At 43.2% G+C, this 16,911-nt stretch carries 15 protein-coding genes; 3 read left to right on the top strand and 12 right to left on the bottom strand.

The annotated features are described in order from the left end of the window. Positions 1–3 precede the first annotated feature (3 nt). From GVN16_RS19965 to GVN16_RS19925, 9 genes are all read right to left on the bottom strand, one after another. The gene (locus tag GVN16_RS19965) at positions 4–1,626 is read right to left on the bottom strand and encodes an OmpA family protein (protein ID WP_166565715.1); all 1,623 of its coding nucleotides are present in this window, start codon (positions 1,624–1,626) and stop codon (positions 4–6) included. A 103-nt stretch (positions 1,627–1,729) separates the two neighbouring features. Then, on the bottom strand, positions 1,730–2,749 hold the full coding sequence (hemE, locus tag GVN16_RS19960; protein WP_166565714.1) for a uroporphyrinogen decarboxylase: 1,020 nt from the start codon (positions 2,747–2,749) through the stop codon (positions 1,730–1,732). A gap of 81 nt (positions 2,750–2,830) precedes the next feature. After that, a complete protein-coding gene (locus GVN16_RS19955; protein WP_166565713.1) occupies positions 2,831–3,268 on the bottom strand; it encodes a thioredoxin fold domain-containing protein in 438 nt (145 codons plus the stop codon). Positions 3,269–3,500: 232 nt separating this feature from the next. Beyond that, positions 3,501–3,875 (bottom strand): Dabb family protein, encoded by a 375-nt coding sequence (locus GVN16_RS19950; protein ID WP_166565712.1) that lies wholly within the window; start codon positions 3,873–3,875, stop codon positions 3,501–3,503. Between the two features lie 89 nt (positions 3,876–3,964). Next, the gene (trpB, locus tag GVN16_RS19945) at positions 3,965–5,158 is read right to left on the bottom strand and encodes a tryptophan synthase subunit beta (protein ID WP_166565711.1); all 1,194 of its coding nucleotides are present in this window, start codon (positions 5,156–5,158) and stop codon (positions 3,965–3,967) included. Between the two features lie 7 nt (positions 5,159–5,165). Beyond that, positions 5,166–5,801: a phosphoribosylanthranilate isomerase gene (locus GVN16_RS19940; RefSeq protein WP_166565710.1), complete on the bottom strand. Its 636-nt coding sequence runs from the start codon at positions 5,799–5,801 to the stop codon at positions 5,166–5,168. 8 nt (positions 5,802–5,809) lie between these two features. Next, positions 5,810–6,601: an indole-3-glycerol phosphate synthase TrpC gene (trpC, locus tag GVN16_RS19935; RefSeq protein ID WP_166565709.1), complete on the bottom strand. Its 792-nt coding sequence runs from the start codon at positions 6,599–6,601 to the stop codon at positions 5,810–5,812. Between the two features lie 161 nt (positions 6,602–6,762). Continuing rightward, on the bottom strand, positions 6,763–7,500 hold the full coding sequence (locus tag GVN16_RS19930) for a LytTR family DNA-binding domain-containing protein (RefSeq protein WP_166565708.1): 738 nt from the start codon (positions 7,498–7,500) through the stop codon (positions 6,763–6,765). A 32-nt stretch (positions 7,501–7,532) separates the two neighbouring features. Continuing rightward, positions 7,533–8,462, bottom strand: a complete 930-nt coding sequence (locus GVN16_RS19925) for a sensor histidine kinase (RefSeq protein ID WP_166565707.1) — start codon at positions 8,460–8,462, stop codon at positions 7,533–7,535. 354 nt (positions 8,463–8,816) lie between these two features. Between GVN16_RS19925 and GVN16_RS19920 the strand changes: the two genes are divergently transcribed. Continuing rightward, positions 8,817–11,369, top strand: a complete 2,553-nt coding sequence (locus tag GVN16_RS19920; RefSeq protein WP_166565706.1) for a TonB-dependent receptor domain-containing protein — start codon at positions 8,817–8,819, stop codon at positions 11,367–11,369. A 260-nt stretch (positions 11,370–11,629) separates the two neighbouring features. Here GVN16_RS19920 and GVN16_RS19915 read toward each other — a convergent pair whose 3' ends face one another. Next, positions 11,630–12,457, bottom strand: coding sequence for a hypothetical protein (locus GVN16_RS19915; RefSeq protein WP_166565705.1), 828 nt, complete (start codon positions 12,455–12,457; stop codon positions 11,630–11,632). A gap of 98 nt (positions 12,458–12,555) precedes the next feature. Next, positions 12,556–12,816 (bottom strand): hypothetical protein, encoded by a 261-nt coding sequence (locus tag GVN16_RS19910; protein WP_166565704.1) that lies wholly within the window; start codon positions 12,814–12,816, stop codon positions 12,556–12,558. A 375-nt stretch (positions 12,817–13,191) separates the two neighbouring features. Between GVN16_RS19910 and GVN16_RS19905 the strand changes: the two genes are divergently transcribed. Together GVN16_RS19905 and GVN16_RS19900 are read left to right on the top strand one after the other, a co-directional pair. After that, complete coding sequence (locus GVN16_RS19905) at positions 13,192–14,409, top strand: NADP-dependent isocitrate dehydrogenase (RefSeq protein ID WP_166565703.1); 1,218 nt, start codon at positions 13,192–13,194, stop codon at positions 14,407–14,409. 153 nt (positions 14,410–14,562) lie between these two features. Then, entirely contained in the window at positions 14,563–16,461 is a 1,899-nt protein-coding gene (locus tag GVN16_RS19900) for a T9SS type A sorting domain-containing protein (RefSeq protein WP_166565702.1), read from the top strand. A gap of 216 nt (positions 16,462–16,677) precedes the next feature. Here GVN16_RS19900 and GVN16_RS19895 read toward each other — a convergent pair. Further along, positions 16,678–16,911: T9SS type A sorting domain-containing protein (locus GVN16_RS19895; protein ID WP_166565701.1), on the bottom strand; the 234-nt coding region annotated here is incomplete at its 5' end.

Raw genomic sequence — 16,911 nt, 5'->3', positions numbered from 1 at the left:
TTTTTATTTTCTGATGATTACGAATTCAACTCTTCTGTTTTTCGCCTGGCCCTCGGTGGTCTGATTGCTTGCGATAGGTTTTGACTCCCCGAATCCAACACTTCTTACCCTCACCAAAGGCACCTTCTTGGAAACGATGTAATCACGAACGGCATCCGCCCTTTCTTGTGACAGCTTCAGGTTGGATTCATCAGAACCCACGTTATCGGTATGCCCCTGCACTTCAATGGTCATGTTAGGGTTCTGGTTAAGCAAAGTGGTCAGACGGTCCAGCTCAAAATAGGATTCTTCCTGCAGTTTGGCTTTACCAAACTGGAAAAAGATGTTGTTCAGACCAACCGTCACTCCGGTCTGGATCGGAGCGAGTGTCAGGTCCTCTCCTTTCAGCTCTTTAAAATCGCCGGGAATGGTAAGATCGACACTTTTGGAAATAGAAATAAAATCGTTGGCCTCGGCCCGGATGGCATAGCGGCTTCCGTAAGGCAGAATGATCTTATACTCACCGGTGGTAGGATTAGAATAAGCCACACCGGCTTCTTCTCCATCAGGCAGGGTTTCATAAATGATCTTGGCTTCTATCGGCTTGCCGGTTTTCGAGTCCAGCACAATACCACTGAGCATGACCACAGCCGTGGGAGCGGTATTCAGGATATCTTCTGCCTTTTCTTTTTTATCTTCTTTTTTCTGACCTGGCTGTCCGCTGTCAGACGACTGAAGGGAGGCCACTTCCGCTTCTTTTACCTTATCATCCCGCAGTTTAAACCTGACAATATCAGATTTCCCTACAGCATTTTTGCGGGTAGCCATGTAAGCGTACTCTCCGGAAGCGGTGATGGTGTAATACATATCGTCCAGATCTGAATTGATCTTGTCACCGAGGTTCACAGGTTTCGACCAGCTGTTCCACCCCCTGCCCTTTCTCTTGCTGACCCAGATGTCCAGTCCGCCCATACCACCTTTTCTGTCAGAAGCGAAATAAAGGGTATTATTATCAGAGGCGAGGAATGGAGTGGTTTCAGAAGAGCTCGTATTGATGTCAGAACCCAGGCTTTCAGGCTTAGACCATTTCCCGGCCTTATCTACCAGGCTGATATAAAGATCGTCTTCCTTACTGTTTTTCTTTTCACTGAATGCCAGGATCATCGATTTTCCGTTGTTACTCAGAAATGCGGTCAGGTATTGTCCTTTACACATGGCATCCAGCTTGGGAATGTCCACTTTGTTAGGCTGAGACCAGCCCGTCCCGGTTTTCTTACACATGGATATACCCACTTCATTTTCTTTTTTCCCATTGATATACACCCCTCTCACCAGCAATGTATTACCGTCAGGTGAGATACTGAACAAGTCATTATACTTATCCTTGTTGACCGAGTTAGCCATTTTACGGGCCACTCCCCACCTGCCGTCGGGTCTGAAATCTGCATACCAGACGTCGTTGCTGCCGTCTTTCCCGAAATTATTGGAAGGGTGACTGACTCTCACAAAGTAAAGGGTTAGTGCATCAGGTGAAATCAAAGGGTGTATCTCGCTGTATTCTGTGTTAATGGCAGCCCCCAGCTGTTCCAGTTTCTGGGCATAGGACAAAGTGGAAGAAAGAATCAGTAAATAAAAAACAAGCCTCATATGGTAATAGATAGTATTTAAATCAAACGGAAAAAGTACTCCAAGTTGTATTTTTTATGCTTATAAAACAATAAAAAAGCCTGAAATTTCAGGCTTGATCATGTTAGAAACTTTTAACAGTGTCGATAAAACACTTCACTTTCCCGGGGTCTGTATCAGGATATACGCCATGTCCCAGATTGGCAATATACCTCTGCCCTCCGAAACTTTTCAGCATTTTTTTGGTCTGCTTTTCAATTTCTTTGAATGAAGCATATAAGACACAAGGATCAAGATTACCCTGCAATGTTTTGTTCGGAATCAGTTTTCTTGATTCTTTAATGTCCATGTTCCAGTCAAGTCCTACTACATCACAGGACAGCTTCCCGATGTCTTTTCTGGCGAAGAATGCTCCTTTGGCAAAAACCGTCACCGGGTTTTCCTCAATGGCATCACAAATCTGTGCGATATAAGGCAATGAGAATTTCCTGTACTGATCAGGCGACAGCACACCTGCCCATGAATCAAATATCTGGACCAGGTCAGCTCCGTGCTTAATCTGGGCTTTCAGATAAGCAATGGTACTGTCCGTAATTTTCTGAAGAAGCGTATGTGCCAGTTTAGGGTTGGAGTACAGCATTTTTTTGGCTTCAGAGAAAGTTTTAGAGCCTTTCCCTTCTATCATATAGCAAAAAATCGTAAATGGTGCTCCCGCAAAACCGATCAGCGGTACCCTGCCGTTCAACTCTTTTTTCACGATATCAATCGCATCGAGGACATACGCCAGGTCTGTTTCAGGATCGCTGATTTTCAGGTTCTCAATATCTTTGGCCGACTTGACCGTTTTAGGAAAAAACGGTCCTTTGGCTTCGATCATCTCATAGGGAAGTCCCATGGCCTCAGGCACTACAAGGATGTCGGAAAAAATAATAGCAGCATCCACACCCAATATATCAACGGGCTGTAATGTCACTTCAGCGGCCAGCTCAGGTGTGGTGGCCAATTTAATAAAACTACCGGCTTTAGCTCTGACTTCACGGTATTCAGGCAATATCCTTCCCGCCTGTCTCATCATCCAGACCGGTACTCTTTCTGTATCCTGTCCTTTGGCGGCTCTTAATAATAGATCGTTCTTTAAATTCATGCCGCAAAATTACCATGAAAATCCACTTTGATTAAAAAAACAGAGTTTTTTTTGATCAACCGGCTTTTTTAGCCCCGGATCTTACTTAGACATAGGTTGCCACCTGAATTTTTCAAGCTCTTTTTTAAGATAATCAGGTTGATAAAAGCCGTTCAGTTTCCTGACAGACCTCGAAGGGAAGTCTAAGAGAACCAAAGCGGGGAATTCATCGACGCGGTACTTGTCTGCCAGCAACTTCCCTTCTGATGAATTGAGCTCTATTTTACGGATCAGATAGTTTCTGTCCAGAAATTTTTGGAGCTCGGGATCCTGAAAGGTTTCTTTTTCGAGTTTCTGGCATGAGCTGCACCTTTCAACACGAAAATCAAGCAAGGCTACTTTGTTTTGCTTTTTGGCTTCTCTCAGGAAATCATCATATGAGCCGGCGAAAAAAACTTGTCCGGAGGTCTGTGCGAGCCCCCGCGAAACACCCGCTGAAACAAACAGCAGGATAAGGAGAAACAGTTGATGTGTTCTCATTGGAGTGGGATGTTTTTAATTTATTTTTAGAAAGCACTAAATGTTGATGACCTTTTTGGGGTCATTTGTAAGCTAAATGTAGATAATGCCGTTTAATTATCAAAACTTTAAGGCGTTTTCTTATCCGGCGGGGTAATTGGAGGAAACGTATATTTTTATCGTTATATCGTGTGTATTTTAATTTTTTTACGAAAAAAAAATCCCGGCTTGTGACCGGGACTTCAATTCTGTATCATTTGGATGCCCAATAATCGAGCACGAGTACTTTATCAAGATGTGGCCCCAGAACGCCCACAAAGGCTTTGTGTTCCGGATGCGGTAAATAAACCGCACGTGCCGCCTCAGTTTCAAAAGTCACGAAAAAACAATGGGTGAATCCCTGGTCCAGTCCTTCAGGACTATTGTTGGTACCCCACTCAAAACTTTTAACTTCTTTGATTTTTTTCGGAAGAGCCCTGAAAGCATCTTCTACTTTTTTAACGTCTTCTGCAGAACTGGTGTCTTTGAATTTAAACAAAACCACGTGTCTCAGTTCTCCTTTTTTAGCTTGTGAAAATGCCATTGTACTTACGAGTAACAGAGTGATTGAAAATAATAAGGTCTTCATTGAATTGAAATTATTAAGATTGGGAGAAATTTGATATCGTCAAATATCTGAATAATATCGAAGTCATCGATGAATTACTCCCGATTATTTTATAAAAATTTCATGTAGGTATCAAGGTCCTTGTCTCCTCTTCCTGACAGGGCAATGACCACCGTCTCATCAGATTTGGCATTCAGGTGATTCAGAACAGCCAAAGCGTGTGACGACTCAATAGCCGGAATGATGCCCTCCAGTTTGGAAAGTTCAAACCCTGCTTTCAGAGATTCCTCATCAGTGATGGCATAAAACTGTGCCCGGCCGCTCTCCCACAAGTGAGCGTGCAACGGCCCGATGCCCGGATAATCCAGGCCGGCGGAGATAGAATGCGGTTCTACTACCTGGCCATCTTCTGTTTGCATCAGGAGGCTTTTGCTGCCATGCAGGATACCTTTTTTACCCAGAAAAGTAGTGGCAGCCGACTTACCCGACAGCACCCCATGACCGGCAGCTTCCGCGGCAATGATTTTCACCGAAGGCTCATCCAGGAAGTGGAAATAAGCTCCTGCCGCATTTGACCCGCCACCTACACAGGCAATGACATAATCAGGGGTTTCTTTACCTGTTTTTTCGAGCAACTGAGCCCTGATTTCCTCAGAAATAACTGACTGGAACCTGGCTACCATGTCAGGATAAGGGTGTGGTCCTACGACACTCCCGATGATATAATGTGTATCTACCGGATTGTTGATCCAGTGTCTCATGGCTTCATTGGTAGCATCTTTAAGGGTTTTGGAGCCGCTTTTCGCAGGCCTCACTTCCGCACCCAGCATTTTCATCCTGGCAACGTTAGGAGCCTGGCGTTGGATGTCTATTTCACCCATGTAAACGATGCATTCAAGTCCCATCAGGGCACAAACCGTGGCCGTGGCCACTCCGTGCTGTCCGGCACCTGTTTCTGCTACGATTTTATGCTTCCCGAGCTTTTTAGCCAGTAAGATCTGCCCTACTGTATTATTCAGCTTGTGGGCTCCTGTGTGACAAAGGTCTTCCCGCTTCAGATAGACGTTCGTTTTGTATTTTTCCGACAGGCGTTTGGCAAAATACAAGGGCGTTGGCCTGCCTACAAAGTCTTTCAGCAGCTGATGAAATTCTTCCTGAAAACCGGGATCATAAATAATCTTCAGGTAATTCTCTTTTAATTCCTGGACATTCGGATAAAGCATTTCAGGAATATAGGCTCCGCCGAAATTTCCATAATATCCTTTCTCATTGACAGCAAATGCTGAATTTTCTATTTGTACCATATTATTATCAGCCCTTATGAGGCGTTCTTATCTTTTCAAACAACTGTTTCAGCAACTCTATATTTTTCAAACCCGGGCTTATCTCAAACTTACTGTTAACGTCGATTCCGGCCAGGGGTTTGTCTTTCAGAATATCAAGGTGATCAATATTATCAGGACTGATCCCTCCTGCGAGCAGAAAAGGGGTATCCAATTCATATTTTTCAAGGATTCTCCAGTCAAAACTTACACCATGCCCACCGTAACCTTCGCCTTTGGTGTCGAATAAAAAATAATCAGTAGTGTCTTTATACTGATCAAGGGTACTGAAACCAAAGGCTTTATCTACCGAAAAGGCTTTGATGACCCCTACTCCGTTATCTTTTAATATCCTGCTGATCTCTGGTGTTTCGTGCCCGTGAAGCTGAACATACTGAAAGTCATATTTTCTTACTTGTTCCAAAATAAAACCGGTTTCTGCGTTCACAAAAACCCCCGTCTTTTTAATTTCGGCCGGAAAGTTCAGCAGTAATTCCTGATCCAACATTTCACCGGTAAACCTGGGAGATTTCGGGTAAAAGATAAAACCCATGAAATCAGGCTTCAAAGCAACCAAAGCTTTGATGTTTTCACTTTCCCTCATGCCACAGACTTTAATTTTCATGGCAGGAATCAGTTAAGCTGGCTGACAAAATCTTTAAGTGCCCGGGCAGGATCTGCTGTTTTCATGAAGTTTTCTCCCATCAGGAAGCCTTTATAACCGGACTCTTTCAAAATCTTCACGGTCTCAGGGCTGCTGATACAGCTTTCGGATATCTTTACTTTCCCCGGCGGGATCAGGGTGCTCAGCCTCAGCGAGGCGTCCACATTGTTTTCAGCAAAGTTCTTCAGGTTCCTGTTATTAACACCGATAATGTCTGCAAACTCAAGCGGGCTTTTTTCAAGTTCCTCTTCATCATGCACCTCCAGCAGCACTTCCAGGCCCAGTTCGTGGGCTTTTTTACCAAACTGATTGATCTCTTCCGGGCTCAGCCAGGCCGCAATAAGCAGGATCAGGTCAGCTCCCCAGGCTTTGGCTTCATAAATCTGGTACTCGTCAATGATGAAATCCTTACGCAGCAAGGGGATTCCCGGGTTCTTTTCACGGGCAGAGATCAGGTCTTCTTTACTTCCACCAAAAAAAACATGGTCTGTCAGAACGCTAATCCCCGAAGCCCCGGCCCCGGCATAACCAAAGGTGGTTTCATCTACCTCCGCATTGATGTTGATATCACCCTTGGATGGAGATTTACGCTTGAATTCGGCGATGATACCCGTAGCAGTCGGAGATTTCAGTTCTTCCACTAAAGAATTGCCCAGTCTTTCAAAATAAATACTTTGCTGAAGTGAGCTCACAGGGGTTTCGACCTTGGCTTTTTCAACTTCAATTCTTTTATTTTCTACTATTTTATCGAGTATCGTCATTTTCACATCTTTAGAAGGCAAAGATACGATTATCTTAAAAAAATTAAAGGAAGTTTTAACCCTTGGCATCAAGCTTTTAACAAATAGCTTCTTCAACAGCGTTTTTCAGCCATCAGCAGTGCCTGTGCCAGTCATAAAACGGCACAATACTTTCACATCTCTTACTTGGTATAATTAATGGCCTCCAGCAGGGCTTCCATATTGGCATCACTGACCGGGATTTCGTATTTCCCGATGCTGATCCTGTGGTTTCTGATGGATTCTATTTTGTCGAGATTGACAATAAAGGACTTTTGCACTCTGAGGAACTTACGTGGAGGAAGTTTTTCTTCAATGCCTTTGAGTGTAGACTTGGTCAGAATCGGGTGAACAGTATTGGTAGTGAAAATTTTAATGTAATCTTTCAGTCCTTCTATGTGGGTGATCTGATCGAAATTAATCTTTACCAGCGAGTACTCGACATTCACAAAGAAATAATCAGGGCTGTCTTCCGTACCGGCCGGCGGATTTATGGTTAATGAAGTGGTTTCTTGCGACCTTTTTTTGAATGCGTCCAACGCTTTAAATGCTGCTTTTGTAAATCTGTCTAGACTGACAGGCTTCATGAGATAATCCACTACTTCCAGGTCATAGCTTTCAACGGCATAATGATCATAGGCAGTAACAAAAATAACCAAAGGTTTTTCCCTGAGGGTTTGCAGAAATTTGGTGCCGAGCATTCCGGGCATCTGGATATCCAGGAACATCAGGTCTATTTCTTCATTTTCAAGAACTTCTATGGCTTCAAAGGGATTTTTGCATGTCTTTACGAGTTCAAGAAAAGGCACCTGCTGGATATTTTCTTCCAGTAATTTACGGGCCAGGTTCTCGTCATCAACGGCAATACAACGTAATTTCATTCGGATAAATATTTTGGTTTAGGAACGTGTGCTCAATTGCTGTTTTTCAATTCAATCTTCAAATTAGCAATAAAATTTCCATCTTTTTCAAAAATACTGAGCGAATGAGATCCAGGATACAACAATTCAAGCCTTCTTGTTACATTTTTTAAACCAATTCCTGAATTCGAATCTTTCTGGTCGGAGGTTTCCGGACCAATGCAGTTGGTAACTTCAAAGTCGAATACACTGTCGGAGCAGTTGACATTGACGGTAATCTTCGGGCTCTTTACCATGCCGACGCCGTGCTTGAAGGCGTTCTCAACAAAGGGAATCAGCAACATAGGCTCTATGGTTTTATTACTGAAATCGCCGTTAAACGATATATGAACGGGCACATCGTCTCCGAACCTGATCCTTTGCAATTCTATATAATTCTGAAGATATTGAATTTCTTTTTCAAGGGCAACCTGCTTGTTATCAGACTCATAAAGCATGTATCGTATCAACTCTGAAAGCTCAATGGTGACCCTCTCTGCCAGATCGGACTTAATCCTGATCAGGTACACGATGCTATTCAGAACGTTAAAAATAAAATGGGGGCTGATCTGGGAGCGTAGAAAGGAAAGTTCAGATTTAAGACGCTCTTCCTGTTCTTCCTGGAAAACCTTGGTCTGCCTGATCATAAAGGTGATCAGGCCATAAAGCGTACTCATCGATATAATGAAGACGACAGGAAATATATTCCGGAAATCATAGAACCTCACCGGGTGCGAATCTACAATGTAATCTTTGATCTGGTAATGTATGAACAGGAAGACGACAAACAAAAGTAAAAGGCTGACAATATAGGACGGGATCTTGCCTTTGGGTATAAACCTGTAAATCAGGTACTCGGAATTGAAGTAGAAAAACGGGACCTGGGCAAGTGTGACTGGAATTAAATCTATCTGGTAATTCAACCGGTTCTGATCATTATCCATGTAGGAGTTCAGGATGGGAAGCCCGATCCAGAAAAACCAAAAGATAACATGAAAAAGTACTCTGAAAAGAAACTCAAATGATATTTTTTTACCGTTAATCCTCACTACATAATTCTGATAAAGTTTGCCTGCAAATCAAATCTAATAAAGTCTTCTTCTAACTAAAAATATTAAAGACAAAAATCTCTATTTGATAGATTTAAGGCCCAATTTAGGTGTTTTACCACTATATTTCAAAATATCTGCCCTAAAATACTTTTTATCATCACTATTCTTTCATTGGTCTATTTTAACCCCGTTTTAATATGATTATTACTTACTTTTGAGCATTCTTATCCTTTTAATAAACTCTTGATGAAAAAGTTTTTTCTTATTTTACTTATGGGGCTTTCAATAAGCTCGTTTGCTCAATTTAACACGCCACAGGTGCAGGAACAGCCTTTGGGGGATGGGAAAGTGGTGGGTGTTTTGATAGATAGTCTGACTAAATCTCCTGTTGAATTCGCGACTATTTCCTTATTTAAGACTGCTGACCTGACTAAGCCTATTGATGGAACTTTAACTGACGATAAAGGTAAATTTACCATCAAAAATCTTCAGAACGGAAAATATTCTATTAAACTGACCTCTATCGGATATTCCGACAAGGTCATCAAACTGGAAGAAATAACTGATAAAAACCGCACCGTCAACCTCAATAATGTAATTATGAGTCTGAGTGCAAAACTTTTGAATGAAATCACGGTAACAGGACAAGCTTCGGTGATTGAAGAAAAAGTAGACAGGTTGGTTTACAATGCAGATAAAGACATCAGTGCCAAAGGTGGTGATGCCGGTGATGTGTTAAGAAAAGTGCCTTTGCTGACTGTTGACCTTGATGGTAACGTGCAGCTGAGAGGTAGTTCAAATATCAGGGTATTGATCAACAACAAGCCTTCGACTATACTGGCTTCGAGTGTCGCTGATGCCCTGAAGCAGATACCTGCCGACCAGATCAAAACCGTGGAAGTGATCACTTCGCCGTCTGCCAAATATGACGCGGAAGGTTCAGGAGGGATCATCAACATCATTACCAAGAAAAACAATTTGCAGGGCTATAACCTGAACCTTGATATCGGTGCGGGTAACAGAGGTGGCAACCTTGGCCTTAACGGAAACTACAGACAAGGTAAATTCGGATTGACCCTGGGTGGATTCGGAAGAGGAAACTTTAACCGCTCGCGTTCTGAATTTGAACAAATCACCAGAACAGGCGAGAACACTTTTACGACAAAACAAGTCGGAGACTCGAAAGATCAGCAGGTTTTCGGAAGATATTCGCTTGGAGCTGACTATGACATCAGCAAAAACAAATCGATTACTGCCGGAGCAAGATTCGGAACGAGAAGCTCGGCCAGAGACCAGACATTACAGATCAACCAGTTTCTGAACGGTACACCGGCAGGTTCGTCGACCAGGCAGGTAGATACTGATAACCCGTCAAATAACTGGGATTTCAACCTTGATTACCTGCATATTATCAAGCCTCAGCAGGAATTCAGCTTTTCGACCTTATACAGTGTTAACTCACTGAACAATAACTTTACGAACACGTACCTTAACCAGGGCGAGGCCTCTAACCTGCCTTTCGAGAACGTGAACAAAAACCTGAACCAGGAATTGACTTTCCAGGCTGATTATCAGACACCAATCGGCAAAAAACAACTGATTGAATTCGGAGGAAAAGGTATTTTCAGGTTTGTCGACAGTGAATATGGCTACAGAGTAAATGGTATGACGATTTCCGATCCGAAACGCCCGAGCGGTTCATTGGATTACAATCAAAACATTGCTGCCACTTACCTTTCATACACGGCGACAACAAGCAACAAATATACTTTCAAACTGGGAGGCCGTTTTGAATACACTGATATTCAGGCGACCCAGGTAAATGAAAACAAAACTACCCAGATCGTTATTCCTGCTTATCACAACTTTGTGCCAAGTGTGAATATTTCGAAAACCCTGGGAGGAAAATATACGGTAAAAACCGGATATAACAGAAGAATTCAACGTCCGGGATTGCAACAGCTGAACCCGAACTCGAACATTTCAAACCCTCAGGACATCCAGGTAGGTAACCCGAAATTAAGTCCGGAGATTTCAGACAACATTGAACTGGGAGTAAGTGCCAGCATCAAGAAAGTGTACATGAACCTTTCGGCTTTCGGAAGATCGACCAACAACTCGATTTCACAGGTAAGAATATCTGTTGATTCTCTTCAGGGAGCCATCATCACGACTTATCAGAACATCGGTAAAGAAAAGGCGGTCGGATTCAACTGGTTCGGTAACGTGAGCCTTACTTCAAAATGGATGCTGAATGGTGGTGTCGAAGGATTTTATAATTTCCTTAATGGACAGACTACCGGTCTTGATGGTCTTACGACATCTATCAGTAATGAAGGATGGAACTTCAACGGACGTCTGATGTCGATGATCACCATCAAAAACGGATGGCAGGTACAGGCTTTCGGATTTGCAAGAGGTTCAAGAGTACAGCTTCAGGGTCGTCAGGGTGGATTTGGATTCTACTCACTTGGTGTCAGAAAAGAATTCAAAAACAAAAAAGGAAGTATAGGTATTTCAGGCGACAACTTTATTGCCAGAAGTATGAAAATCAGGACGAGCCTTGAGTCGCCGTTGTTCAGTCAGAACAGTACGAACTACATGTACAACAGCGGTGTTAAGGTAAACTTCTCTTACAAAATCGGTAAAATGGGTATGGATGCCACGAGCCCGAGAAGAAGAAGCAAGTCTGTTAATAATGATGATATTAAAGAGGGCGGCGGAGATAACAATGGCGGTCAGCAGCAGCAACCAGCGGCGGCTCCGGCAGGTGGAGGAAACAGAGGCCCGAGAAGATAATAAAGACATGACCCCAGGTTTTAAACCCGGACCTGAAGGTATAAAGAAGCTATAAATTAAATTTCATAGTGGGTTTTAGGTTAAAAGAATGAGAACTTATCGCTTTGCGGTAAGTTTCTCTTTTTTAAGGAAGATAGTAATTTTAAATAGGTCAATGATAGAATGAATGAATCGCCAGGCTGTTATTAACTTCTACTCTCTTCATTCTGTCACTCAATCATTCATTACTCAATCATTCTATCATTGATTCATTCACTAAATCACCACTCAAAATTATGATAGTTCTCGTCTCTTCTCCAGGTGATTCCCTTGGCAATTTTCTTTATCCTGAAAAGACTCCAGACCAGCAAAGCGGTGCTTAAGAACATGAGAGCATAATAAAGCGGATCATTGTGGATCAACACATGACGATAGTTATTGTTCGAAGCAGGGTCAAATCCATATATAACAGAGAACACGAATTCTATGCCGGCGTAAATAAAAATGATGGCCATCACCAGGTGAAATGAGGCCGTCAGGTAGTACACAATCATGAGCAAAAGAGCCACAGCCACGAGGCTGATGATCGTCCGGGGTTCAAGTTGCACAACCGACAAGACCAGGACAGTCACCACTACTTTCTGAAACGGATAATTCCTGAACAGGCCATGGGCAATGATCCCGATCTGCAATGTAAGTACGCCCAGTAGAGTCAGAAAATTAATGACCGGCTTACCGGAAACCTGCCTGATAGCCTCTTCCTGGATCAGGAAAAGAGGGATTTCTTCAAACCCTGAGCTCAGAAAACGAATAAGAAATCCGGAAAAAAGGCATAGCACCACCACTTCGACGTTCTGTTTTTTAAAAAAAGGCCACTCCCTTAAATTGATAAAATACCCCCAGACCATGGCAATGGTGGAAGAAATACCAAATGAAATACCTGTTAAAGTATAAATCGACATGGATTTGGGGTCGATTTTGTTTGCAGCAGAGATGAATCCGGCGGCCATTCCAACAAAAAAAAGTGAGATAAAGGTAAAAAAGATAAGCATCCAGGCTTTCCCGAATGTCATCCCTTTTTTGGTGGCCAGCAAGTCAAGTTCGTTCATTGATTAGTTTTTTCAGTCAAAGATAGTGTAAAGCAAAGAAACAAAGCAAGCCTGTCATCTGACAAGCCCACTTTGCGAAAATAAATATAAATAAACTATCAATCCGTTATTAAAGCAGCTTCCTTCGAGATTCCCATGCCGCGGTGATCAGTGCCGGGTTGCGTATGGGTTACCTCAACGGCTTCCCCGTTTTCAACTTTTGTTCCCTGATCTTTCAAAATGACTCCGGTTTCAAAATCCCTCGTTTCAGGCACCACCACCGAAAAGCTATCAGAAGAAGGGGTGATTTCGGTTGATTCACATGAAGCTAAAACTGACATTGAAAAAAGGGCGATGATGGCGATTTTTAAAGATTTCATTTTTGTAATTGTTTTATTTTTAATGTTTTGATTTCTGTTTTTCAAATCCTTCGTCTGATTTGATGATTCAAAACTACAGCAGCAAAACAAGTCCCGGAAACACAAGTGACCAGGTGTGCCAGGTTTGGGATGAAATGAGGTTTATTTGTGATTTAGGGATTGGGTGGGTCGGTTTCAGGACCGGCACCCGGGGAGTTCCGGAAGGCGGATTTGCGGCCATCCGGCATTACGGCAATTTCAGAACTGTCAATTCAACACATTTATACCCTATATACCAAATTGGATATTAATAATTTTGCGTAACATCAGTTCTTAATTACCTTTGTAACGCATTGAGACAAAATATATATACATATTAAACTAACATAATATAGAATGGAAAAAATAAAAGTTGACAATCCTGTTGTAGAATTGGATGGCGATGAAATGACAAGAATAATCTGGAAATTTATCAAAGACAAATTGATCCTTCCATATGTAGATGTCGACATTAAATATTACGATCTGGGCATTGAATACCGTGATCAGACAGACGACCAGGTAACTATTGACGCTGCCAATGCCATTAAAGAGTATGGTGTAGGTATCAAATGTGCCACCATCACCCCCGATGAAGAGCGTGTGGTTGAGTTTGGTCTTAAAAAAATGTGGAAATCACCAAACGGTACTATCCGTAACATCCTTGACGGAACCGTTTTCCGTGAGCCGATCGTTTGTAACAATGTACCAAGACTGGTAACCAACTGGGACTCTCCTATCATCGTAGGCCGTCACGCATTTGGTGATCAGTATCGTGCCACTGATTTTACTGTCAAAGGGAAAGGTAAACTTACCATCAAGTTTGAAGGAGAAGACGGATCAGTACAGGAATTCGAAGTTTATAACTATACAGGTGAAGGCGGAGTAGCGATGGCGATGTATAACACCGATGAGTCGATCTACGGTTTTGCCCGCTCTTGTATGAATGTGGCCCTGCAAAAAGGATGGCCGCTTTATCTTTCGACCAAAAACACCATTCTTAAAAAATACGACGGCCGTTTTAAAGACATCTTCCAGGAAGTATGGGAAAATGAATTTAAAGACAAAGGCGTTCACTACGAGCACCGTCTGATCGACGACATGGTAGCTTCTGCCCTTAAATGGAACGGAAACTTCGTGTGGGCTTGTAAAAACTATGATGGTGATGTTCAGTCTGATACCGTTGCACAAGGTTTTGGCTCACTGGGTCTGATGACTTCTGTGTTGGTTACTCCGGACGGAACCGTTATGGAATCTGAAGCTGCTCACGGAACTGTGACCCGTCACTACCGTGAACACCAGAAAGGTAAACCGACCTCAACCAACCCGATCGCTTCGATCTTCGCCTGGACCCGTGGTCTGGCGTTCCGTGGTAAACTGGACGGCAACCAAAAACTGATTGATTTCTCTAATGCTCTTGAAGAAGTGTGTGTTGAAACTGTGGAGTCTGGTAAAATGACCAAAGACCTTGCGGTTTGTATCCATGGTAACAACGTTAATCATGGCGAGCACTATCTGTATACAGAAGAGTTCCTTGAAGCTCTTGACGTGAACCTTAAAGCGAAACTGGCTTAATTCACTTCAGCATATTTTTATATTGTACCCTGCAGGAGACTCCTGCAGGGTATTTTTTTGGCCTTTTTCTCTCCCGACAAATAATCATAAACCGCCCTCTTAGGCATGAATTTTGCATTGAAACTCAACTGAATAACTATTGAGTGACCATAAATGACCATCCTGAAAACCAAAGGTTTAATCGCCTTTCTGCTTATATTTTATCAGTTTTCTGTCACGCCTGCGTCTGCCCAGCAACTGATGATCGACTGGCAAAAAACAATGGGCGGCGATAAAAACGAGATCGCCTATGCCAGTGTAGGAACTTCCGACGGAGGTATCATCATCGTGGGGTCAACCAACAGCAGAAACAGTTTTGACGTAAAAGATTCCAGAGCTTTTGAGGGCAACGGAGGTAGTGACATGTGGGTGGTGAAAATCTCCGCTGCCAAAACCATTGAATGGAGCAAAACTTTCGGAGGTACCAAGGACGATGTCGCCACAGGAATAGTACAGGGACTTAACAATGATTACCTGATTATCGGCACCACCCTTTCCACTGACGGGGATGCCAACTATAACGGCGTAAACGGAGGCTTACTTTTTATCAGGCTCAACATGAAGGGCGACGTCCTGACAAAACGCGTCATAGCCGGTGGAAGCAGGTTTGAAGATCCGGGATTTCAGCCGGCAGGGAGTTTCAGTAAACCCACGATCAAACTCGGAACAGCAGGAGACTTATATATCGGAGCTACCAAATCGTTGGGCTCTGCATCAGGTAAAACCTTTGATTTCTTCCTGAGCCGCCTCACTCCTTTCGGCGATACCCTCTGGGAAAAAACCTACGGCGGCAGTTCTGAAGATTACATGAATGATTTTGTACTTACTTCAGATGGAGGGATTTTAATGGTGGGGGCTACCCTTTCTCCTGCCAGGGATATCACCGGGGCGGGGAAAGGTTTTTATGATTTCCTCGTGATTAAAGTCAGCAGTGGTGGTGCGGAAGCATGGAAACGGGCCTATGGAGGCTCAAGTTATGATGTCTTGTTTTCGGCCATCGAGATCGGTCAGACCAATCAATACTACCTGGCAGGCGAAAGCAGCTCTGCAGACGGAGACATAGGCAAGGGGCTGGGCCAGAAAGACGGCGTACTGTTAAAAATCAGCAGCACTGGTACCGTCCTGACCAAATCATTGTTGGGAGGAACAGGCAACGATGGTTTTATGCATCTCATGAAAGGCAAAGACGGTAAAATATACAGTTTTGGCACCAGCGACTCGGTAATAGGCCAGGTCAAACCCAAAGGACCACTCACCGATGTCTGGATGATGGTCTTTGAAGAATCAGGAACCGTTAATTACCATAGACTTTTCGGCGGAGCAGATATCGACGCTGCCAGGCACGGATTCGCAGCCAGTGACGGCGGCATTTTTGTAGCTGCCAGTTCAAGGTCTTCAGACGGCGACAACAGCCTTAACCGTGGCCAGAGTGATTTCTGGCTGATGAAATTACAGGTGCCGCCTCCTGTGGTTTTCGGCAAATTCGAGGCCTTTATCAATGAATTTCAGGATATTCAGCTGGCCTGGACCACTACTTATGAAAACAATTCACAGACCATCTATCTTGAAAAAAGCGGAGATAACAAGACTTTCAAGAAAATATATGAAGTGCCTGCAGCCGGAACGTCCTCTGTGGTGAAATCTTACGGAGCTAGGGACCAGAACCCTGTGATCGGGCAAAATTATTACCGCCTGAGATATGTGGATAAGGCAGCCAAGTCCTATGACGGCAAAACGGTGAACTTTAACTTTATTCCGCTGGCCAATGAGCCGGTTGTACAACAGGATTACAGGCTGTATCCTAACCCGGCGACGACTTTTGTAAAAATCACGAACCTCAATCCCGAAACAGAGGTAGCCCTGATCAATAATTACGGGCAGAAACTTCCTTTCACGTCATCCGGTACCCCGTCAAACGACTTCCGGCTTGACTTTAACCTTCAGCCGGGTCAGTACTATATTTTAATTCAGGACAAGAAAAACCCACAGGTGAGGAAGCTGGTGGTGAATTAAGTTTTAGTCATTGTACCTGATATCATAAAATGTGCATGTCAGCGGATCCTGTTCATTCTGTCAGGCACAAGTACTGCTGTGCATATCTACGGGAATCAGGCAAGAACAAGCCTTAACAAAAAACCTCCGGCCAAAAATGCCGGAGGTTTAAAACACACTCTTACAAAAACTTATCTATCTAATTTTTTAGCCCGTAATCTATACTTTCTTAATCAATTATTGCTTTATAATCCTGATTTTTGTGTTCAATCCAACCTTGTTGCCAATAACAGATAAAATGTACGACCCAACCGGTAAGCTTTTGAGCGACATTTGTTCTTTCGTTCCGGTAGCCTTCTTCGAAAGCACGGTTTGTCCTGAGAGATTGATCAAAGTGATGTAGTTTCCTTCCTCTAATCCAGTAATTGAAACATAATCCTGCGTAGGGTTCGGATAAACTCTGATCACTCC

The organism is Emticicia sp. CRIBPO, from assembly GCF_009905725.1.
Taxonomy (GTDB): domain Bacteria; phylum Bacteroidota; class Bacteroidia; order Cytophagales; family Spirosomataceae; genus Leadbetterella.
Note: the sequence above shows the minus strand (reverse complement) of the source record. Positions and strands in the feature narration are given on the sequence as shown.

Coding starts and splice junctions, on each gene's coding strand:
- GVN16_RS19930 (WP_166565708.1), bottom strand. CDS start 7,500: ATGAAATTACGTTGTATTGCCGTTGATGACGAGAACCTGGCCCGTAAA.
- GVN16_RS19910 (WP_166565704.1), bottom strand. CDS start 12,816: ATGAAATCTTTAAAAATCGCCATCATCGCCCTTTTTTCAATGTCAGTT.
- GVN16_RS19965 (WP_166565715.1), bottom strand. CDS start 1,626: ATGAGGCTTGTTTTTTATTTACTGATTCTTTCTTCCACTTTGTCCTAT.
- GVN16_RS19920 (WP_166565706.1), top strand. CDS start 8,817: ATGAAAAAGTTTTTTCTTATTTTACTTATGGGGCTTTCAATAAGCTCG.
- GVN16_RS19900 (WP_166565702.1), top strand. CDS start 14,563: ATGACCATCCTGAAAACCAAAGGTTTAATCGCCTTTCTGCTTATATTT.
- hemE (WP_166565714.1), bottom strand. CDS start 2,749: ATGAATTTAAAGAACGATCTATTATTAAGAGCCGCCAAAGGACAGGAT.
- GVN16_RS19950 (WP_166565712.1), bottom strand. CDS start 3,875: ATGAAGACCTTATTATTTTCAATCACTCTGTTACTCGTAAGTACAATG.
- GVN16_RS19915 (WP_166565705.1), bottom strand. CDS start 12,457: ATGAACGAACTTGACTTGCTGGCCACCAAAAAAGGGATGACATTCGGG.
- GVN16_RS19925 (WP_166565707.1), bottom strand. CDS start 8,462: ATGGATAATGATCAGAACCGGTTGAATTACCAGATAGATTTAATTCCA.
- GVN16_RS19955 (WP_166565713.1), bottom strand. CDS start 3,268: ATGAGAACACATCAACTGTTTCTCCTTATCCTGCTGTTTGTTTCAGCG.
- trpB (WP_166565711.1), bottom strand. CDS start 5,158: ATGGTACAAATAGAAAATTCAGCATTTGCTGTCAATGAGAAAGGATAT.
- GVN16_RS19905 (WP_166565703.1), top strand. CDS start 13,192: ATGGAAAAAATAAAAGTTGACAATCCTGTTGTAGAATTGGATGGCGAT.
- GVN16_RS19940 (WP_166565710.1), bottom strand. CDS start 5,801: ATGAAAATTAAAGTCTGTGGCATGAGGGAAAGTGAAAACATCAAAGCT.
- trpC (WP_166565709.1), bottom strand. CDS start 6,601: ATGACGATACTCGATAAAATAGTAGAAAATAAAAGAATTGAAGTTGAA.